19 protein-coding genes are annotated in these 18,751 nt (G+C 62.8%); 10 read left to right on the forward strand and 9 right to left on the reverse strand.

Going from position 1 to position 18,751, the window contains the following annotated elements; genetic code table 11:
- Positions 1-1,023 precede the first annotated feature (1,023 nt).
- From JQ629_RS24730 to JQ629_RS24740, 3 genes are all read right to left on the reverse strand, one after another.
- Positions 1,024-1,368, reverse strand: coding sequence for a hypothetical protein (locus JQ629_RS24730; RefSeq protein WP_212414865.1), 345 nt, complete (start codon positions 1,366-1,368; stop codon positions 1,024-1,026).
- Positions 1,369-1,649: 281 nt separating this feature from the next.
- Positions 1,650-5,141, reverse strand: a complete 3,492-nt coding sequence (locus JQ629_RS24735) for an indolepyruvate ferredoxin oxidoreductase family protein (RefSeq protein WP_212414866.1) — start codon at positions 5,139-5,141, stop codon at positions 1,650-1,652.
- 311 nt (positions 5,142-5,452) lie between these two features.
- Positions 5,453-6,094, reverse strand: a complete 642-nt coding sequence (locus JQ629_RS24740; RefSeq protein WP_212266120.1) for a trimeric intracellular cation channel family protein — start codon at positions 6,092-6,094, stop codon at positions 5,453-5,455.
- Positions 6,095-6,255: 161 nt separating this feature from the next.
- Here JQ629_RS24740 and JQ629_RS24745 point away from each other — a divergent pair, with 161 nt between their 5' ends.
- Positions 6,256-6,663, forward strand: coding sequence for a hypothetical protein (locus tag JQ629_RS24745; RefSeq protein WP_212387978.1), 408 nt, complete (start codon positions 6,256-6,258; stop codon positions 6,661-6,663).
- Positions 6,664-6,761: 98 nt separating this feature from the next.
- On the opposite strand, the gene JQ629_RS24750 is transcribed toward JQ629_RS24745, so the two are convergent.
- Both JQ629_RS24750 and JQ629_RS24755 read right to left on the reverse strand, forming a co-directional pair.
- Positions 6,762-7,574 carry an isocitrate lyase/PEP mutase family protein gene (locus JQ629_RS24750; protein WP_212414867.1) on the reverse strand — a complete coding sequence of 271 codons (813 nt, stop codon included), beginning with the start codon at positions 7,572-7,574 and terminating at the stop codon, positions 6,762-6,764.
- Between the two features lie 66 nt (positions 7,575-7,640).
- Complete coding sequence (locus JQ629_RS24755; RefSeq protein ID WP_212414868.1) at positions 7,641-7,949, reverse strand: NIPSNAP family protein; 309 nt, start codon at positions 7,947-7,949, stop codon at positions 7,641-7,643.
- Positions 7,950-8,101: 152 nt separating this feature from the next.
- Between JQ629_RS24755 and JQ629_RS24760 the strand changes: the two genes are divergently transcribed.
- The 3 genes from JQ629_RS24760 (at position 8,102) to JQ629_RS24770 (ending at position 9,725) form a co-directional block, all read left to right on the forward strand.
- On the forward strand, positions 8,102-8,800 hold the full coding sequence (locus JQ629_RS24760) for an ArsR/SmtB family transcription factor (RefSeq protein WP_212266116.1): 699 nt from the start codon (positions 8,102-8,104) through the stop codon (positions 8,798-8,800).
- A 182-nt stretch (positions 8,801-8,982) separates the two neighbouring features.
- On the forward strand, positions 8,983-9,246 hold the full coding sequence (locus JQ629_RS24765; RefSeq protein WP_212414869.1) for a GCG_CRPN prefix-to-repeats domain-containing protein: 264 nt from the start codon (positions 8,983-8,985) through the stop codon (positions 9,244-9,246).
- Between the two features lie 95 nt (positions 9,247-9,341).
- Positions 9,342-9,725: a hypothetical protein gene (locus tag JQ629_RS24770; protein ID WP_212414870.1), complete on the forward strand. Its 384-nt coding sequence runs from the start codon at positions 9,342-9,344 to the stop codon at positions 9,723-9,725.
- A 214-nt stretch (positions 9,726-9,939) separates the two neighbouring features.
- On the opposite strand, the gene JQ629_RS37965 is transcribed toward JQ629_RS24770, so the two are convergent.
- Both JQ629_RS37965 and JQ629_RS24780 read right to left on the reverse strand, forming a co-directional pair.
- Positions 9,940-10,311: a twin-arginine translocation signal domain-containing protein gene (locus JQ629_RS37965; RefSeq protein ID WP_212414871.1), complete on the reverse strand. Its 372-nt coding sequence runs from the start codon at positions 10,309-10,311 to the stop codon at positions 9,940-9,942.
- Positions 10,312-10,546: 235 nt separating this feature from the next.
- Entirely contained in the window at positions 10,547-10,861 is a 315-nt protein-coding gene (locus JQ629_RS24780; protein WP_212414872.1) for a hypothetical protein, read from the reverse strand.
- A 211-nt stretch (positions 10,862-11,072) separates the two neighbouring features.
- Between JQ629_RS24780 and JQ629_RS24785 the strand changes: the two genes are divergently transcribed.
- Together JQ629_RS24785 and JQ629_RS24790 are read left to right on the forward strand one after the other, a co-directional pair.
- Positions 11,073-12,278 (forward strand): glycerophosphodiester phosphodiesterase family protein, encoded by a 1,206-nt coding sequence (locus JQ629_RS24785; protein WP_212414908.1) that lies wholly within the window; start codon positions 11,073-11,075, stop codon positions 12,276-12,278.
- A gap of 255 nt (positions 12,279-12,533) precedes the next feature.
- Positions 12,534-13,052, forward strand: coding sequence for a hypothetical protein (locus JQ629_RS24790; RefSeq protein ID WP_212414873.1), 519 nt, complete (start codon positions 12,534-12,536; stop codon positions 13,050-13,052).
- 48 nt (positions 13,053-13,100) lie between these two features.
- On the opposite strand, the gene JQ629_RS24795 is transcribed toward JQ629_RS24790, so the two are convergent.
- Complete coding sequence (locus JQ629_RS24795; protein ID WP_212414874.1) at positions 13,101-13,448, reverse strand: hypothetical protein; 348 nt, start codon at positions 13,446-13,448, stop codon at positions 13,101-13,103.
- A gap of 274 nt (positions 13,449-13,722) precedes the next feature.
- On the opposite strand from JQ629_RS24795, the gene JQ629_RS24800 reads away from it, so the two are divergent.
- Both JQ629_RS24800 and JQ629_RS24805 read left to right on the forward strand, forming a co-directional pair.
- Entirely contained in the window at positions 13,723-14,727 is a 1,005-nt protein-coding gene (locus JQ629_RS24800; protein WP_212414875.1) for an alpha/beta fold hydrolase, read from the forward strand.
- A gap of 483 nt (positions 14,728-15,210) precedes the next feature.
- Positions 15,211-15,372: a hypothetical protein gene (locus JQ629_RS24805; protein ID WP_212414876.1), complete on the forward strand. Its 162-nt coding sequence runs from the start codon at positions 15,211-15,213 to the stop codon at positions 15,370-15,372.
- A gap of 105 nt (positions 15,373-15,477) precedes the next feature.
- Here the strand turns inward: JQ629_RS24805 and JQ629_RS24810 are convergent, their stop codons facing one another.
- Positions 15,478-17,010, reverse strand: a complete 1,533-nt coding sequence (locus tag JQ629_RS24810; protein ID WP_192733829.1) for an acyl-CoA carboxylase subunit beta — start codon at positions 17,008-17,010, stop codon at positions 15,478-15,480.
- A gap of 192 nt (positions 17,011-17,202) precedes the next feature.
- On the opposite strand from JQ629_RS24810, the gene JQ629_RS24815 reads away from it, so the two are divergent.
- Together JQ629_RS24815 and JQ629_RS24820 are read left to right on the forward strand one after the other, a co-directional pair.
- Entirely contained in the window at positions 17,203-17,553 is a 351-nt protein-coding gene (locus JQ629_RS24815; protein ID WP_502753292.1) for a DUF4260 domain-containing protein, read from the forward strand.
- 74 nt (positions 17,554-17,627) lie between these two features.
- A complete protein-coding gene (locus tag JQ629_RS24820) occupies positions 17,628-18,629 on the forward strand; it encodes a dienelactone hydrolase family protein (RefSeq protein WP_212414878.1) in 1,002 nt (333 codons plus the stop codon).
- Positions 18,630-18,751: the final 122 nt, after the last annotated feature.

The following is an 18,751-nucleotide window of genomic DNA, read 5'->3' on the forward strand; positions in this document are numbered from 1 at the left end:
ACCACACGCTTTTGCCGTACGCCTTTGCCGCGACCGTCAATCGCAACATCAGCGTCCACCGCATCCCCGCCCCTCGTTGTGACGATGGCCAACGCCCCTCTGAGTGGGACGGGATGGCGAGAATGTGCCGGTGATTTGGGCCGAAGGGAAGAGAAATATTTTTGATTTTCGGAAATTTAGAGCTTGACACGATTTCCGTAAATCAGAACTGATTTGCCCGTCGGGTTGTTTTGTCGCACCCGCTCCCTCCACACCGTCATTGCGAGCCACCGGGTCGCGCGAATGCGCGCCCGATGACAGGCTCCGCGAAGCAATCCATCGCGCCGCATGAAGAATGGGGGCATTGCTTCGCTCGCAATGACGAAACCTGGTCCGTAAGGCGGATTCTGCTCTCTCCGTCGTCCCGGCCCGGTGCGCAATTGCGCACCAGGAGCCGGAACCCATAACCACAGGCCGTAATTGTTTGCGAGATGTTAGTTATCCGCGTTCTTTTACAACATCACCGTCACGGAGTATGGGTCCCCCGATGCGCAATTGCGCATCTGAGCTCAAGGCCGGTACGACGACAATATGAGAGCGCCCGCTACTCCGCCGCGATCTGCCACGGCACCGGCGGCGGGTTGACGAGGTCGGCCGCGAGTGCGCGCAGCGCGTCTATGCCAAAGAAACTTTCAACGTCATAAAACGTTGACGGTCATGGATTATGACTATCAACCATAGCGCAGCGATGCGCCCCAGTGGTGGTCGCGAAGGGCGGATGTACCCCTCGTGACAGTGAAGGCCTCCAGCTTCGGCTCGGAGGTCTTTTGCGTTTTACGACGGTGCGCAGAGTGCGGTTATTACCGCGATTGTTGAGAGATGGTGGGCACGACGCTACGCGTCTTTGCCCACCTTACGCGCCGCACATACCAACCTCATCCTGAGGAGACCGCGAAGCGGCCGTCTCGAAGGATGGCCGCGGGTGAGATCGGGGCCTCATGGTTCGAGACGGCGGTTTGCGCCTCCTCACCATGAGGAATGAGATCAGTGATGCTTTTCCAGAACAACGACCGATGCGGTCGATGCCCCCTTCCACATTGTCGCGACGTAGCAGTAGCTGCCTGGATAATCGTCAGGGTGGAAGCCATCGACATCTGGAGGTACCAACCGACACTTAACCTCGGTCTCCCAGAAGGCAAAGCGATCAGCATCGGATATCCACTGCAGAGGATGCCCCACGTCAGCAACCACGAAGCTCGAACCCGCTTGCAGTAGCCGCGCAATGTCTGTCTCCCCGACCTCCTCAGCTCGGCGAGCATCCAGCCGTCCGTTACTATTCCAGAGTTCGTTGAGCGGCGTGAGTGTGACGATCCTCTTGGCCGACTCCATGTCTCACCTTGGGCATTTCAGAAGTAGTGGGTTGAGCTTCGCTAACCCACCTTACATCACCAGCTTTTTGCCGTCATTCCGGGGCGTGCGAAGCACGAACCCGGAATCCATTTCACAGCGCAGCTAGCGGGCAAATGGATTCCGGGTTCGCGCCAAGAGGCGCGCCCCGGACTGACGGAGGAGCAATGAAGTGGTCGTATCGAAGGATGGCCGCGGGTGAGATCGGGGCCTCATGGTTCGAGACGGCGCTTCGCGCCTCCTCACCATGAGGATTTGGCGCCCTACTCCGCCGCGATCTGCCTTGGCGCCGGCGGCGGGTTGACGAGATCGGCGGCCAGTTGCGTGTAGCGCGCCTTGGCGTCGTGCACCGCTTTTTCCTTGACCGGGCCGTAGCCGCGGATGCGGTCGGGCAGCGAGAGGATTTCGACCGCGATGTCGAGCGTGAGCGGCGACAGCAGGCCGAGCACGGTTGCGACGTCCTTCTCATAGCCGGCGATCAGGTCGCGTTCCAGCTTGCGGTCGGCGCTGTGGCCGAAAATGTCGAACGCGGTACCGCGCAGACCCTTCATCTTCGCGAGCATCCGGAACACCGGCATCATCCACGCGCCGAACGCGCGCTTCTTCGGCCGGCCCAGCGCATCGAGGCCGCCACCGAGGATCGGCGGCGCGAGGTTGAAATTGAACTTGAAGTCGCCCTCGAACTGGTCGCGAAGCTGCTTTTCGAAGCGGCCGTCGGTGTAGAGCCGCGCGACTTCGTACTCGTCCTTGTAGGCGAGCAGCTTTGCATAGTTGATCGCGACCGCACGCGGCAAGGCCTCGCCATAGCCGCCATCGATGGCGGCGTCGCGGACCCGCTTTACCAGCGCCTGGTAACGGGCGGCGAGTTTCGCGTCCTGATACTCGGTCAGGAGGTTGCTGCGGTGGGCGATGATCTCGTCGAGCGACATCGCGTCCAGCGTCTTGGGTGCGACGCTCCCGTCCTGATCCTTCATCATCGCGATCAGCTTTGCGGGGTCGTGTGCGGCCAGACGTCCGAGCTGGAATGCCTGGATGTTCAGCTTGATCGCAACGCCGTTGACCTCGATCGCCTGTTCGATGGCCTTGGCCGAGAGCGGCAGCAGGCCCTTCTGATAGGCAAAACCCATCATCATCATGTTGGTGGCGATGGAATCGCCGAGCAGCATTTCGGCAGGTTTTGTGAAATCGAAGAACGACGAATCCTTGCGCAGCGCGGTCTCCAACACGTGGTTGACCTTGCGGGCCTGGAAATTGAAATCGCGGTTGAGGATGAAATCGGCGATCGGAATGAGGTGGGTGTTGATGATCCCGGTGGTGCGGCCGGATTCGCAGAGCGTGATGGTTTCCTTGGAAACGGCCACCACCTCGTCGGCCGCAAGCACGAGATCGGCGGTGCCGGTGACGATGCGCGAACATGTGACGTCGGCGGTGTGTTCGGACAGACGCACATGGCTCAGCACCGCGCCGCCCTTCTGGGCGAGGCCGGACATGTCGAGGATCATGCTGGCCTTGCCCTCGATATGCGCGGCCATGCCGAGCAATGCACCGATGGTCAGCACGCCGGTGCCGCCGACGCCGCCGACCGCGACGTTATAGGGCCGATCCAGCGTCGGGCGCGACGCAGGCTCCGGCAGTTCGCCGATATCGCCGACACCCGCCGCCGCGCGTTTACGCATCTTGCCGCCGTCGATGGTGACGAAAGACGGGCAAAAGCCCTTCAGGCAGGAATAGTCCTTGTTGCAGGTCGACTGGTTGATGGTGCGCTTGCGCCCGAGCTCCGTCTCCAGCGGCTCGACCGAAATGCAGTTCGACTGCACCGAGCAATCGCCGCAGCCTTCGCAGACGGCGGGATTGATCATGACGCGACGCGCCGGGTCTTCCAGCGTTCCCCTTTTGCGGCGGCGGCGCTTTTCGGCGGCACAGGTCTGCACGAACACGATCGCAGAGGCGCCCTTTACCTTGCGCAGCGTCTTCTGCACGGTGTCGAGGTCGTCGCGGTGCGCGGTCTTGACGCCGGGCGCGATCTCGGAGGCCGGATAGGCGTCGGGATTTTCCGAGACCAGATAGATTTCGCGGATGCCTTCGGCGTGAAGCTGGAAGGTGATCTGCTGCGGCGACAATTCGCCGTCGACATGCTGGCCGCCGGTCATCGCGGTCGCGTCGTTATAAAGGATCTTGTAGGTGATGTTGGCGCCGGAGGCGACCGCCTGGCGGATCGCGAGGCTGCCGGAATGGAAATACGTGCCGTCGCCGAGATTGGCGAACACGTGCTCTTCCTTGGTGAAAGGCGCGACGCCGACCCAGGGCACGCCCTCGCCGCCCATATGGGTGAATGTCTCGGTCGAGCGGTCCATCCACAGCGCCATGAAGTGGCAACCGATGCCGGCAAAGGCGCGGCTGCCTTCCGGCACCTTGGTGGAGGTGTTGTGCGGGCAACCCGAACAGAAATACGGCGTGCGGGTGATCGGCGCGACCGCCTGCATCTGCGTCGCCTGCCGGCCGTTGAACCAGTCGGCCTTGGCGCGCAGCTGTGCTGCGATTTCGGGATTGAGATTAAGTCGAAGCAGCCGCTCGGTCAGCGAGCTTGCCAGCGAGGCGACGCTGAGCTCCTCGGCAAACGGCAGGAAGCGCTTGTCGTGATCGTCCATCTTGCCGATGATCCGGGGACGGACATCGTCGCGCCAGTTGAACAGCTCCTGCTTGACCTGGTTCTCGACGATCTCGCGGCGCTCTTCGATGATGAAGATTTCTTCGAGACCCACAGCGAACTGCCTGACCCCTTCCGGCTCCAGCGGCCAGGGCATGCCGATCTTGTAAAGCCTGAGACCAATCTTGGCGGCGATTTCAGGCGTGATGCCGAGTTCGCGCAGCGCCTGGCGGATATCCTCGTAGCTCTTGCCTGATGCCATGATGCCGTAGCGGGCGTTCGGCGAATCCATGGTGACGCGGTTGACCTTGTTGGCGCGGGCAAAGGCGATCGCGGCGAAGCCCTTGTAGTCCTGCAGGCGGCGGTCCTGGGCGAAGCGGTCATCGGGCCAGCGCAGGTTGAGGCCGCCTTCGGGCAGTTCGAAATCGGTCGGGATCACGAACGGCGTCATCTCGTCGGTGAGGTCGATCTCGGCGGTGGTTTCCACCGTCTCGGTGATCACCTTCATGCCGACCCAGCAGCCGGAGTAGCGCGACATCGCGATACCCAGCAAACCCATCTCGATCATTTCATGGATGCTGGAGGGATAGAGATAGGGCATCAGCGCCGACATGAAGGCGTGGTCCGACTGATGCGGGACGGTGGAGGATTTGGCGCCATGGTCGTCGCCCGCGAGAACCAGTACGCCGCCGTTCTTGGCCGAGCCCGCCGCGTTGCCGTGACGGAACACGTCGCCGCAGCGATCGACGCCGGGGCCCTTGCCGTACCAGATACCGACCACGCCATCATAGTTGGCGCCGGGCGACAGATTGAGCTGCTGCGAGCCCCAGACCGCGGTGGCCGCAAGATCCTCGTTCACGCCGGGCTGGAATTTGATGTTGTATTGCTCGAGATGCTTGCGGGCGGCGAACAGCTGCTGGTCGTAACCGCCAAGGGGCGAGCCGCGATAGCCTGAAATGAAGCCTGCGGTGTTGAGCCCGGCGGCGCGGTCGCGGCGGATCTGCGCCATCGGCAGCCGCACCAGCGCCTGGATGCCGGTCAGGAAGATATGGCCGCTTCCTTGGGTGTATTTCTGATCGAGACTGATCGGACCCTGGTTGATTCCCATTTAAGCCCTCTTTTGCCGTCCGCTTTGATCGCGACAGCTGTGTTTTATGTAGGTGTCAGAACTTCTTAGAACCAGTCTATGTCGGATTTTCCGCTTCCCGCACCACAAATCTCGGCAAGGCAGCCGCGCGATCAAAGATCGCAATTTCGTGCCGGGAAGAACGCCGGCCGGTTTCGCTTTGTGTCGCCGGACCGCCCCGGCACGAAACGGCATGACGTCGCCGGCTGCCCTGCGTTTGGGGATAACGCCCCAGGCGGCCTTTGGCTGCAGGCGATTCTGGCTGAATCGCTATGGTGCGCTGCGTTCGTCGGTTAGCGTTGATCGCCGCCGAAGACGAATTTCGGCATTTCCCATTTGTAGCGGATCGCGAGCAGCCGCAGCGTCAGCCCGAGCACGAACGTCAATCCGGTCCAGAGCTCGTGATTCAACTGCAACCCGAAGGCGGTGACGTAGAACAGCCCGGTGACGACGGAAACGCTGGCGTAGAGTTCGGAGCGAAACAGCAGCGGCACGTCGTTGCAGAGGATATCGCGCAGCACGCCGCCGGCGCAGCCCGTGATCATGCCGGCGACGATCACGATCGGCAACGGCGCGCCGACTTGCCGGGCGACGTCGCAGCCGGCCATCGTGAACACCACGAGGCCGATCGCATCGAGCACCAGGAATGCGAGGTTGAGCCGGTGCACATGGCGCGCAATCAGGATGGTCACGAAAGCCGCAATCGCGGTCAGCGCCAGGTAGGACGGGTTCTTCACCCAGACCAGCGGGTAGTGCCCGAGCAGCACGTCACGGATGGTTCCGCCGCCGAGCGCGGTAATGCAACCCAGCATGCATACGCCGGCCCAATCCATGCTGCGGCGCCCGGCGGCCAGGGCGGCCGTCATCGCCTGCGCGGTCAGCGCCACATAAGACAACAGGTGCAGCACGGTATCGCTGGGCGGCAGGGCCCACATGGCAACCTCTTATGCAGCCTCTTCGCAACCTCGTGATCCGATGGAACCCCGAATCACGGGTTCCATCATTAACCGGTTGCAAGATTGACGCGGAACATCCGGCCGCGCCAGCCATTGTATCTCCGCTAAACACTTTGGGGTTCTAACGGAGGAACTGATTGATGACCTACAATCCGAACGACCCGTATCGCGCCAATCTGAGTGATGACGAAATCCGCCGTCAGGCACGTATGAACAGTCTCGACAACGAGATACAGGCCGACCCGCAGCTCGCCGAGGCTCCGGCCAACGGCACCAAGATCGCGATGTTCGCGATTGCCATCGCCGTGGTGATGGGTGCGTTGTTCTATGGTCTGAACAATACCAGCGTGAACGAGGCCGGCACCACGCCGTCCAGCCAGACCGCGCAGACACAGCCGGCTACCCCCGCGGCGCCTCCGGGCATGCGTGACGTAACGCCGAAGTCCAACAACCAGCCCGGCACGACCACCGGTGCCGCGCCGCCGCGTCCGGCAGCGCCCTCGCCGGCGGCCCCGCCCGCTCCGGCCGACGCACCGGCCAAACAGTAACGGCTGAGGCAAGCGTAATCTGACGAGTGATCTGAAACGAAAGCGCAGCGGGCATTTCGCCCGCTGCGTTTTTCTTTGTGCGTTTTTTGTTGGCGGTGTTAGCTGAACATCTTGTTGAGTTCGCCGCCGGGATAGCCGTGCGCGAACTCCGTGAACGTGCCCTGCTCCGCCATCTCCTTCGACGCCTTCATGAAGCCGGCCCACGCCATCCGCGCCAGCGCACCGCCGACGCTGATACGGCGGACGCCGAGATCGCCGGCAACCTGCAACGAAGGCCCGGCCGCGCCGACCAAAAGATTGACGGGTCTTGGCGCGACCGCTTTCACGACCGCCGAAATTTCTTCCGGCGTCGAGATTCCGGGCGCATAGAGAACGTCGGCGCCGGCCTCGGCATAGGCGGTGAGCCGGTCGATTACGAGCTTCATATCCTTCACCCCGCGCAGGAACGCCTCGCAGCGGCCGGTGAGCAGGACGCCGCTATTGTCGGCGTCGATCGCCTGGCGCGCCGCCCTGATGCGATCGACGGCGAGCTCACGATCGAACAGCGGCTTGGCATTGTCGCCGGTGAAATCCTCGATCGAAAGGCCGGCGATGCCGGTCTTGACCGCGCGCGCGACGTTGACGCCGACCTTGTCCGCCTCATGCGCAAAGCCGTCCTCGAAATCGGCATTGACGGGAATGTCGACCGCAGCAGAGATCGCGGCGAGATGATCGCAGACGTCGTCGACGGTGACGCGGTTGTCGGCCTTGGCGATGGCCCAGGCAAAACCGGCGCTGGTGGACGCCAGCGCCTTGAAGCCGAGATGCTGCAACGCCTTCGCGCTGCCGACGTCGAACGGATTGGGAATGATGAAGCAGCCGCTCTCGTGCAACTTCTTGAAGGCGGCGCGTTTGTCAGCAGTTGTCAGCATGGTCACTCCCCGAATTGTTTGTTGGCGCGGCCAACATAGGTACGCGACGCCGCCTCCGCCAGACGCTCACGCCACGACCTTGCGCAGGAACGTGCGCTCTTCGGCGAGGATGAACTGGTTCGCCTCGGCGAAGCTGAAATTGGCCATGCCTTCCTTGTCGGTGCGCAGCCGCGCCCGGTAGCTCTCGTAGGCCGCGAGGCTGTCGAACGAGATCAGTGCGAAGGCGATGTTGTTGGTGCCCTCATGCGGCATCCAGTAGCCGATCAGATCGCCGCCGCATTTCGGAATGATGCTGAGCCAGTTTTTCGAGTATTCCTCGAACATCGCCCGCTTGAACGGATCGAGCTGGTAGCGGATGAAGACGGTGATGGTCATGTGGTTCTCCGGTCTTTGTTTTCGTCATTGCGAAGCGACGAAACAATCCATTCCTCCGCGTGTGGCGATGGATTGCTTCGCTTCGCTCGCAATGACGTTCGAGGCAACACTACCCGCTTGATCGTCGTCGATGCTTCGGCTATCATCGAACTATGAAAGCAGGCCCCGACATCGCAATGGTTGCCTCCCTGGTCGGCGATCCCGCGCGCGCGAACATGCTGACCGGGCTGATGACCGGGCGCGCGCTGACCGCGACCGAGCTGGCGCACGAGGCCGGGATCACGCCGCAGACGGCGAGTTCGCATCTGGCCAAGCTGGAAGCCGGCGGGCTGATCGAGCAGGAGAAGCAGGGCCGTCACCGCTATTACCGCCTCGCCGACCCCGATGTCGCCGGCGTGCTCGAGGGCCTGGCGGGGCTTGCGGCCCGTGCCGGCCACATGCGCGTGCGCACCGGACCAAAGGATCCGGCGCTGCGCCGGGCGCGGATTTGCTACGACCACCTCGCCGGCGATCTCGGCGTGCAAATGCTCGACAGCATGAAGAAGCAGAAGCTGGTCCGGCAAAGCAAGGAGACCATCGAACTCACCGGTGAAGGCAAGCGCTTCATGGCGAAGTCGCTGCAGATCGACGCCGACACGCTGGCGCATCCGCGCCGGCCGGTTTGCAAGGCCTGCCTCGACTGGAGCGAACGGCGACACCACCTCGCCGGCACGTTGGGTGCGGCTGTCATGAGCCGGTTCACCGAACTCAACTGGGCCGCGCGCGATACCGCGCCGGGCAGCCGCGTCGTCAATTTCACGCGCAACGGCGAGAAGCGGTTCGCGGCGCTGTTCGGCCCGAGCGAAGCTTAATTCGTGCAGCCCGTTTGTTTACGAATTGGCCGCAAATGAGGCGCGGCAACGGGAATGTGACAGCCGCTCAACCGGCAATTTCTTGCTGCTGTTTCACGAATCGACAACATTCATTTTCTATTCAGGTCTCCGTGACTAGGTTCGGAACCGCGCCGCATGGCGGCTTAAAATCGGGAGAAAACATGAAGTACCTTTTCGCTGCAGTCTTGGTCGCAGCCTCGTTTGCGAGCTTCAGCGCGGCCAACGCCGCGGGCGGATGCGGCCCTGGCTATTATCGCGGTCCCTATGGCGGCTGCCAGCCCAAGCGCGCCGTTGTGGTGGCGCCGCGCGCCGTCTACGTCGCCCCGCGGGCGGTTGTGCGGGCCCCAGTTGTGGTTGTGCGGCCCGGCGGCCGGGTTTGCCCCTACGGCATGGTCTGGGCCTACGGGCGCTGCCGCGTTCGGTAACATGATTTAATTCGGCAAAAGGCCCCGCTCCGGCGGGGCTTTTTTATGGGCAGAACGGCATTGAACGTCGGCGCTTGTTGCGCAGACGAAGCGGGATGCACGTTTCCGGGCAACCAGCCAAGAACTCTCACCGATCTGTCGCCACCGCGCTCGCGCTGGCCTGCCTCACCCTATCGGCGCGTGCCGAAGCACCGCCCAAATTCGCGGATTATCCGGTCAGGGTCCACGCCGGCAAAGTCGCAAAACCGCAGCTGGTGACGCCGGATTTGCGCGCCCGCCGGGAGAATTTTTTCGCCGCAGCCGACGACGGGAAGATCGATGCGGCGGGCCGTTACATCGTGGTCAAGCTGCCCTGCGGCTCGAGCTGCGTCGCGCCCACCTTGCTCGATGCGCGCACCGGCAAGATCATCGAGCTGTTCACGGTCTCGGGCTGGCACGAGGTGTCAGTCCCGTCGTCAGCCGCGCCAACAGCCGCATGATCGTGTTTCGCGGCGCCCGCAACGAGGCCGGTATCGTCGGAAACCATTTTTATCTGATCGAAGAACGCGGAAGGCTGAAGCACCTTCATACGCAGGACACGCAGGCGAATTTCGAGACTTCGCGGAATATTGAATAGCACGATGGAATGAAGTTCACGCCGAGCCGAACAAGGCAGGGACGGCAAATGCCATCCCCGCCCCGTACCCACGAACCTTACCAGTAGCGGCGACGCCAGTAGCGACGGCGCCAGTAGCGGCGACGCCAGCCGTAATGCCTGCGGCGCCAGCCCCAGCGCCGGCGGCGCCAACCCCAACGACGACGGCCCCAGCCCCAGCGACGACGGCCCCATCCGCGGCCACGGCCCCAGCCACGGCCACGACCTCGGCCCCCGCGCACTTCTTCTGGCTGAAGCCGATCGACCTCATCGCCAGACGTGACGGCGGGTTGCGCATCCGGATTGGCGGGGAGTTGGCCGTCCGGAACCAGCGGCTGCGGCGTCAGCGGGGCGGCCTGTGCGCCGGCCGCAAGTGCGATACCACCTGCCGCAAATCCAAAGGCGAGTTTCAGAAAGTGTCGGCGCTCCATGACATCTCCTCCTCTGCGATCGGTTGGATTGAGCAGGAGAGTTTCGGTGCGCCGAGATGAATGCCAGCTGAACTGCGCGTTCAGGTTTGCCGTCCGCCACTAACGTCGTCCCGGCGAAGGCCGGGACCCATAACCACTGGCGGTCATTGTTTTACACGCTGGTCGTATCTTCCTTTTCCAACAACAGTGGCCGCGGCGTATGGGTCCCGGCTCAAGGCCGGGACGACAGCGGAGCTTACTTCCCAAACTCCTCGGCCAGCACCAGCACTTCGCGCGTACGCGTCACGTCGGGCCAGTCGCGGTTGAAATCGGCGATCAGTCGGGTCATGTCGGGAGCTTTGGTCGCGCGATCGAGCGCGGCCTCGTCGGAAAACTGATACATCGCGTGATGCAGTGCGGGATCGCTGAGGCTCCAGTAGCGCCACGCTTTCTCGGCGCCGAACGATTTGACCGCGTCCGGCAGATGCTCGCGCGAATACCAGGCATCGAACGCCTGACGCTTTGCGGCATCCGTCACGGTGGCGCGGACGACGAACAGGGTTTTGGGCATTTCGGTTCCTCCCGATTGTTATTTTGCGTAAGATCGCCGCCGTGCGACCCCGTAAACTGTAGATAAACGCCGAGCGAGCGCAACCCCACACGCAGACGTCATAATGTCGTGGTGATATCCGTTCTTTACACTGCCACTTCCGAGACACCGCCACTTCCGAGGTTCGTTCATGCACGCTCGCCGCCTTCTGGTTCTGCTCTCCGCGCTCGCGATGTTTGCGCCCGTCGCCCCCGCCGCGGCGCAAAGCGTGCCCCTGCCGCGCGAGGCGCAGATCGGCCCGCGCCCGTTCTACCTCGTCGACAAGATGAAGGATGGCCCGCTCAAGGAAAAGCTCAGCCAGTGCACCGGCCCGTTTCACAAGACCGATTTCTCGATCGGCCATCGCGGCGCGGCGATGCAATTCCCTGAACATACCAGGGAATCCTATACCGCCGCAGCCCGGATGGGCGCCGGCATCATCGAATGTGACGTGACCTTCACCAAAGACCGCCAGCTGGTCTGTCGGCATGCACAATGCGATTTGCACACCACCACCAACATCCTGTCGGTGCCGGCGCTCGCTGCGAAATGCACGCAAGGATTCAGCCCGTCCGACCCGGCCGCCGGCAAGAAGGCCTCCGCCAAGTGCTGCACCAGCGACATCACGCTCGCCGAGTTCAAGTCGCTGACCGCGAAAATGGACAGCTTCAATCCTGATGCCACCAACGTGGCCGATTACCAGAACGGCACGCCGCGGTGGCGGACGGATCTCTACGCCGCCTCCGGCACGCTGATGACGCATGACGAAAGTATCGCGCTGATCAAGAGCCTCGGCGCCAAGTTCACGCCCGAGCTGAAGTCGCCCGAAGTGCCGATGCCGTTCGACGGCGACTACACCCAGGAGAAGTATGCCGCGCAAATGCTGCAGGCCTACAAGGCCGCGGGCGTTCCGGCGAGCGACGTGTTCGCGCAAAGCTTTAATCTTTCCGACGTGCTGTTCTGGGTAAAGGCCGAACCCGACTTTGGCGCGCAGGCGGTCTATCTCGAGGACCGCTACGAGAAGCAGGGTCTTGATCCCGGCAAGCCCGAGACCTGGAAGCCGTCGATGGCCGAGCTGAAGGCATCGGGCGTCAGAATCCTGGCGCCGCCGATCTGGACCATGCTGACGCTGAACGACAAAAAGGAAATCATCCCGTCCGAATACGCCAAGGCCGCGAAGGCCGCCGGCCTCGACCTGATCGGCTGGTCGCTGGAGCGCGACGGCCCGCTCAACAAGGGCGGCGGCTTCTATCATCGCTCCATCAAGCCGGCCATCGACCGCGACGGCGACACGCTGACGGTGCTCGATGTGCTCGCAAAACAGGTCGGCATCCGCGGCATGTTCTCGGACTGGCCGGCGACCACGACGTTCTATGCGAGTTGCATGGGGATGAAGTGAGAAGCTAACCGGAATCGTAGAATCGTAGGGTGGGTTAGCCGCAGGCGTAACCCACCGATGCGATGACCGACACAAAGATGGTGGGTTACGCTGCGCTAACCCACCCTACGGCACTGCCCCGCTTAGCGGCACACAGACCAAAGTCCGAAGGGCGCAGCGCTTGACGAGTGCGGCGAGACCGGCAAGTCTTGCTGTAGATCGGCGCTGTTTTGCCGTGGGTCCCCAGGACCCTCCCTTTTTGGACACCAATTTATTATGCAAAACGTCATTCGATATTTCGTCAAGGCCGCCCTGCTGTCAGCCACGCTCGCCATTGTCGCCTTGCCCGATATGGCGCGCGCGCAATCAGGGAGCGCGGGCGGCAGCATCGGCAATGACGAAAAGTCGCTGTCCGGTTCGCGCGCGACGCCGCGGGCGGTTGAACGCTCAAAGCCGGCGCGAACCAGCAAGCCCGAAGCGCAGGAGCCGCGCCGGGCATCGCGAAACAGGGGTGCCGGAAGTGGCGGCGGCGGTGGCAATTTCGATGGAGCGTGGGTTCTTCGCAGCGTAGGGAACACCTGCGCCAGCTCCACCGATACGGTGGTCGTCACCAGCGGCAAGATGGTGGGCCAATATGGCACCGGTCAAGTCAGCCCGAATGGCTCCGTCTCCGGGGTCGGAAGCGCCGGGAGCCTGAGTTGGACCATGTCCGGCCGTCTCTCGGGCCGCAGCGGCTCCGGTTCGTTCCGGCGATCCGATGGATGTGTCGGAAGCTGGACCGGATCAAAACAGTAGTTGTTGGCCCGCACGCGCGGTTGCATCCATCAAGGCGACCGCCACACGTCAAGCCAGCTTCATCGGCGCGTCGGCGACCATCCGCAGGTCGATCCTGCTGATCAGATCGGACCGGAGCAGCTCGGCGGCGCCGATGGCTTCCTCCGTCTGCCGCAAGGTGCTGACATTCGATCCGAGCGAGACAATTCCGCCAAGGATCATCGCGATCGATCCGAGGGCTGCCGTCTGACCGGCCCCTAACAGGCCGAGCATCGTGACGAGCAGCAAGGCGGCGCCGCCGGCGACGGCCGCCTTGGAAGCCAGAATATACTTCCGGCATCGCTCGGCGGCCTCGGCAAGCTCCTCAAGCCGCGCTTCGATCCGTGAAATCTCTTCAGTCGGGTCGTCTTCAATCATTGAAGGGTAGATACCGGAATTGGTGGAGAATCACCTTACGCGCTGGGGGCGCCGGTGATCAAGGCGTCGGGCTTCAGGCCTGAGCACGCAGGATCGCTGGCGCGACTTGTCCGCGCCGCTCATGGCGGGCGATCCCGATCAAGCGATGGTGACGTTTCGTGAAGGGCTCCCCCCTTCCACTCGAAACCATAACGCCGGTATGTCGTTGCCTGAAGTGGACATCGCGTCGTGATTCCGATGCCGCCACGCGAGATCACCGCCGTCGGAGTTCCCAATGAATCGTCTTTGTGCCGCGGCGCTCGCCAGCGCCCTGCTCGCTTCACTTCATGCACCAGCCAGCGCCGCCACGCGCGAGCCCTATGGCATCGGGCTGGAAGGATTCGCCTATCCCTATCCGGTCAGCCTGCTGCCGCTCACCAACGACGGCGAGCAAGTGCGGATGGCCTATATGGATGTCGCCCCAGTGCAGCCGAACGGACGCACCGTGGTGCTGCTGCACGGCCGCAATTTCCCGTCGAGCTATTGGGCGCCGGTGATCAGGACGCTTTCGGACGCGGGCTATCGCGTGGTGGTGCCGGACCAGATCGGGTTCGGCAAATCCTCCAAGCCGCAAGGCGAGCTGCATTTCGACACGCTGGCGCGCAACACGATGGCGCTGCTGGATCATCTGCAAATCGCCAAGGCCGACATCGTCGCCCATTCGCTCGGCGGAATGCTCGGCGTGCGGATCGCCCGCGCCTACCCTGACCGCGTCGACCATCTCGTGCTGACCGCGCCGATCGGGCTCGAGGATTACCGTCTCTATGTGCCGCCGACGCCGACCGAAAAGATTTTGGAGAACGAGGACAAATTGACCGCTGACGGATATCGCAAGCAGCTCGAGACCAATTATGCGCTAAAACTGCCGGCGGACCAGGTGACGCCGTTCATCGATGCACGTTTCAACATCAAGGGCAGCGCCGAATATCCGCGCTGGCTGCGCGCCTTCGTAAGCTCCGCGCAGATGATCTACCGCGAGCCGGTGGCGCATGAAATCCCGCTCATCGCGCGGCCGACCCTGTTCATCATGGGCGCCGACGATCACAACGCGCCGGGCAAAGCCAACGCCCCCGAAGCGCTGCGGCCGAAGATGGGCCACAACGCCGACCTCGCCCAAGCCCTCGCCGCCAAGATGCCGAACGCTCGCGCCGAGGTGATCCCGGGTACCGGGCACCTGGTGTTTCTGGAGGCGCCGGCGAAATACAATGAGTTGGTGCTGGGGTTTCTCGCGGCCCACTAGCAGGGCAGCTTCGTAGGGTGGGCAAAGCGCAGCGTGCCCACCATTCCGCGCAACGGTCTTGATGGTGGGCACGGCGCAAGTGCGCCTTTGCCCACCCTGCACCGGCTTCTGGGAGATGAACCCACCGGCCCGTCGCCCCGTCTAACCGGCCATGCAACTAACCCAATGCCGCAACAGGACGGTTCGCGAAGCCGCCATCCGCTTTAGCGCCTGGACCACCCGGCGAGGTGCGGAACTCCGCGCGCTCGGTCATTTGACGAGCTTTATCCTGCTGTTTGGCGGCGTGGCTCATGTTACCTACCGTTGCAAGCTGGCCCGGTACGCGCAAGCGTCATGCGGTGAAACGTGTCTTTCGATGCCAGATTTCTATCTCCTCGCCGCGGTTGCCTTCGGCGCCGTGGCTGTCCTGTTCTGGCATTCGCAGTCACGCTTCGTGCGTTTGGGCGAGAAGCCCCCACCCTGGAAGGAAGCACGGTCCTGATCGTGACAGGCATCATCCTGACCCATTGGGGCGGCCTGGTCGGCGCGAAAATCTATTTGAGGGCCGAATTATTTTTCGCATGGGCGCTGGCCGGCCTCGGAGTGGTGGATTTTTTCTGGTCGAGATTTGCGGCCGGGCGGGCCGAGCAAGACACCGCGAATTAGCAGCGTAGGATGGGTGGAGCGAAGCGATACCCATCAATTGCCGGCGCGAAGATCAAAGAATGGTGGGTTACGCTTCGCTAACCCACCCTACGAAGCAACGATCGCCTACAACGGCAAATTGTCGTGCTTCTTCGCCGGCATCTCGACCTTCTTGTCTTTCAGCATCGCCAGCGCCCGCGCGATCCGCTTTCTTGTCGAATGCGGCATGATGACGTCATCGATATAGCCGCGCTCGGCCGCAATGAACGGTGACAGGAAGCGGTCTTCATATTCCTTGGTGCGGGCGGCGATCTTGTCGGCATCGCCGATGTCGCTGCGGAAGATGATCTCGACCGCGCCCTTGGCGCCCATCACGGCGATCTGGGCGGTCGGCCAGGCGTAGTTCATGTCGGCGCCGATTTCCTTGGACGCCATCACGTCGAACGCGCCGCCATAGGCCTTGCGGGTGATGACGGTCACCAGCGGCACCGTGCATTGCGAATAGGCGAACAGCAGCTTGGCGCCGTGCTTGATCAGGCCGCCATATTCCTGCGCGGTGCCCGGCAGGAAGCCCGGCACGTCCACGAACGTCACGATCGGGATGTTGAAGGCGTCGCAGAACCGAACGAAGCGCGCGGCCTTTCGTGATGCATCGCTGTCGAGCACGCCCGCCAGCACCATCGGCTGGTTGGCGACAAAGCCGACGGTGCGGCCGGCGATGCGGCCAAAGCCGGTGACGATGTTCTTGGCAAACGTTTCCGAGATCTCGAAGAAGTCGCCCTCGTCCACGACCTTCAGGATCAATTCCTTCATGTCGTAGGGCTTGTTCGGATTATCGGGGATCAGCGTGTCCAGGGACATATCGAGGCGTTCGATATTGTCGAAGCTCGGCCATTCCGGCACGCCGTCGGTGTTGTTAGAGGGCAGGAAGTCGATCAGCCGACGCATCTGCAGCAGCGTCTCGACGTCGTTGTCGAACGCGCCGTCGGCGATCGAGGAGCGCGTGGCGTGCACGGAGGCGCCGCCGAGTTCCTCGGCCGTGACCACCTCGTTGGTGACGGTTTTGACCACGTCGGGCCCGGTGACGAACATGTAGCTCGTGTTCTTCACCATGAAGATGAAGTCGGTCATCGCGGGCGAATAGACGTCGCCGCCGGCGCAGGGGCCCATGATGACGGAGATCTGCGGGATCACGCCTGAGGCGATGACGTTGCGACGGAACACATAGGAATAACCCGCAAGCGCCGCGACGCCTTCCTGGATGCGCGCGCCGCCGGCATCATAGAGCCCGATGATCGGCGCCCGCGCCTTCATCGCCATGTCCTGCAGTTTTGTAATTTTCAGCGCGTGGGTCTCGGAGAGCGAGCCGCCGAACACGGTAAAGTCTTTCGCGAATACAAAAGTCTTGCGGCCGTTCACGGTGCCCCAGCCGGTGACGACGCCGTCGCCGGGGATCTTGTTCTTTTCCATACCGAATTCGACCGAGCGGTGCTCGACGAACATGTCGAATTCCTCGAACGAGCCCTTGTCGAGCAGGAGTTCGATGCGCTCCCGCGCGGTCAGCTTGCCACGGGCGTGCTGCGCCTCGATGCGCTTCTCGCCGCCGCCGAGCTTGGCGCCGGCGCGCCGTTCTTCGAGGGTGTCCAGGATATCTTTCATGTGCTGCCGCCCGTCATAGGTCCGAATTGGCCGGGGTTCTAACACGGCCTTTTGCGAACCGGAAACACCCCTCCATGCCCTCTGGTACCGGTGCGGAAATGCACCTATATCCGCACCTCTGCACAGGGGATGCAATTGACGGATACTGCGACCGCCGAGCCTGCCGGGACCGTTACCGGGGGCCTGCGAACCATGCTCCGGCTGGAAGGCCTGGCGCTGTTTTTGGGGATGACGCTGCTCTACTGGGTCTGGGACGGATCGTGGTGGGTCTACGCCGCCCTGTTCCTGGCGCCCGACCTCAGCTTCGCCGCCTATTTTTTCGGGCCGCGCTTCGGCGCGATGCTCTACAATGCCGCCCACACCTACATGGTGCCGATGGCGCTGATGACGGTCGGCTTTGTGACGGCCGAGCCTTTGGTGCTGTCGATCGCGATGATCTGGCTCGCCCATATCGGCTTCGACCGCGCGCTCGGCTACGGGCTGAAATATGCCACCGGGTTTGGCTTCACCCATCTCGGGCGGATCGGGAAGAAATCGACCTAGGGCTGTCCGGTTTGACAGGCATTACCCTGCTTGGTCTAGTTGCCCCCACAACGAAAAACACTGGGGGTACACCGATGCTGAGAGACTGGCGCTTCGCCGTTACGGCCGCGATCTTCTGCGGCGGGATTCTCCTGAGCTCGCTTGAGGCCAACGCGCAATCGATCCCTAGGGACGTCGCCGCGCGGACCGAAATCTACGCGATCCCGTCGCTGACGATTTCGGACCAGCAATTTTTGAACGGCGACAGTAACGGCAAGCAGGTCACCGTCGCCGGTTCATTCCGCATCGCGCAAGGCACTGGAAAACTGCCGGTCGTGGTGCTGATGCACGGCTCGAGCGGCGTCGGCGCCGGGATGGATCCGTGGGTGCGTCAGCTCAACAGCCTGGGGATTTCGACCTTCGTGATCGACGGCTTCTCCGGCCGCGGTCTCACCGCTGTTGGTCCGAACCAGGGCCTGCTCGGCCGGCTCAATTTCATCGTCGACATCTACCGCGCGCTGGAGATCCTCGCCAAGCATCCGCGCGTCGACCCTGAGCGAATCGTGCTGATGGGATTTTCGCGCGGCGGACAGGCCACGCTCTACGCCAGCCTCGATCGCTTCCAGAAACTCTGGAACAAATCCGGCGTGCAATTCGCCGCCTATATCCCGTTCTATCCGGATTGCTCGACGAGCTATGCCACCGACACCGACGTTGCAGCGCGCCCGATCCGGATCCATCATGGCACACCCGACGATTATAATCCGGTGTCGAGCTGCAAGGCCTATCTGGCGCGGCTGCAGGAAGCCAAGCGCGACGTGGTGCTGACCGAATATCCGGACTCCCCGCACGGCTTCGATTCCGGCCTGCTCGGCCTCAGCACGACGACGGTCTCGGCCAATTCACAGACCGCGCGCAGCTGCAAGCTCAGCGAGGGCGAAGGCGGTGTCTTGATGAATGCCGATACCAAGGCGCCGTTCAGCTACAAGGATGCCTGCATCGAGCTCAACCCGCATGTCGGCGGCAACCCGGCGACCGCCGCGGAAGCGCGCAAGGCCGTGAGCGACTTTTTGCTGGCGCTGTTCAAATTGGGGTAACGGCTATCGATGCTTCGACGGCGGCGGTAGGCTCCCTCTCCCCTTGTTGTGGGAGAGGGTTGGGGTGAGGGGTTCTCTCCTCACGATGAATCTCACGGCGGATAGAGACCCCTCATCCGGCG

It is taken from the genome of Bradyrhizobium sp. AUGA SZCCT0222 (genome assembly GCF_018130205.1).
Taxonomy (GTDB): domain Bacteria; phylum Pseudomonadota; class Alphaproteobacteria; order Rhizobiales; family Xanthobacteraceae; genus Bradyrhizobium.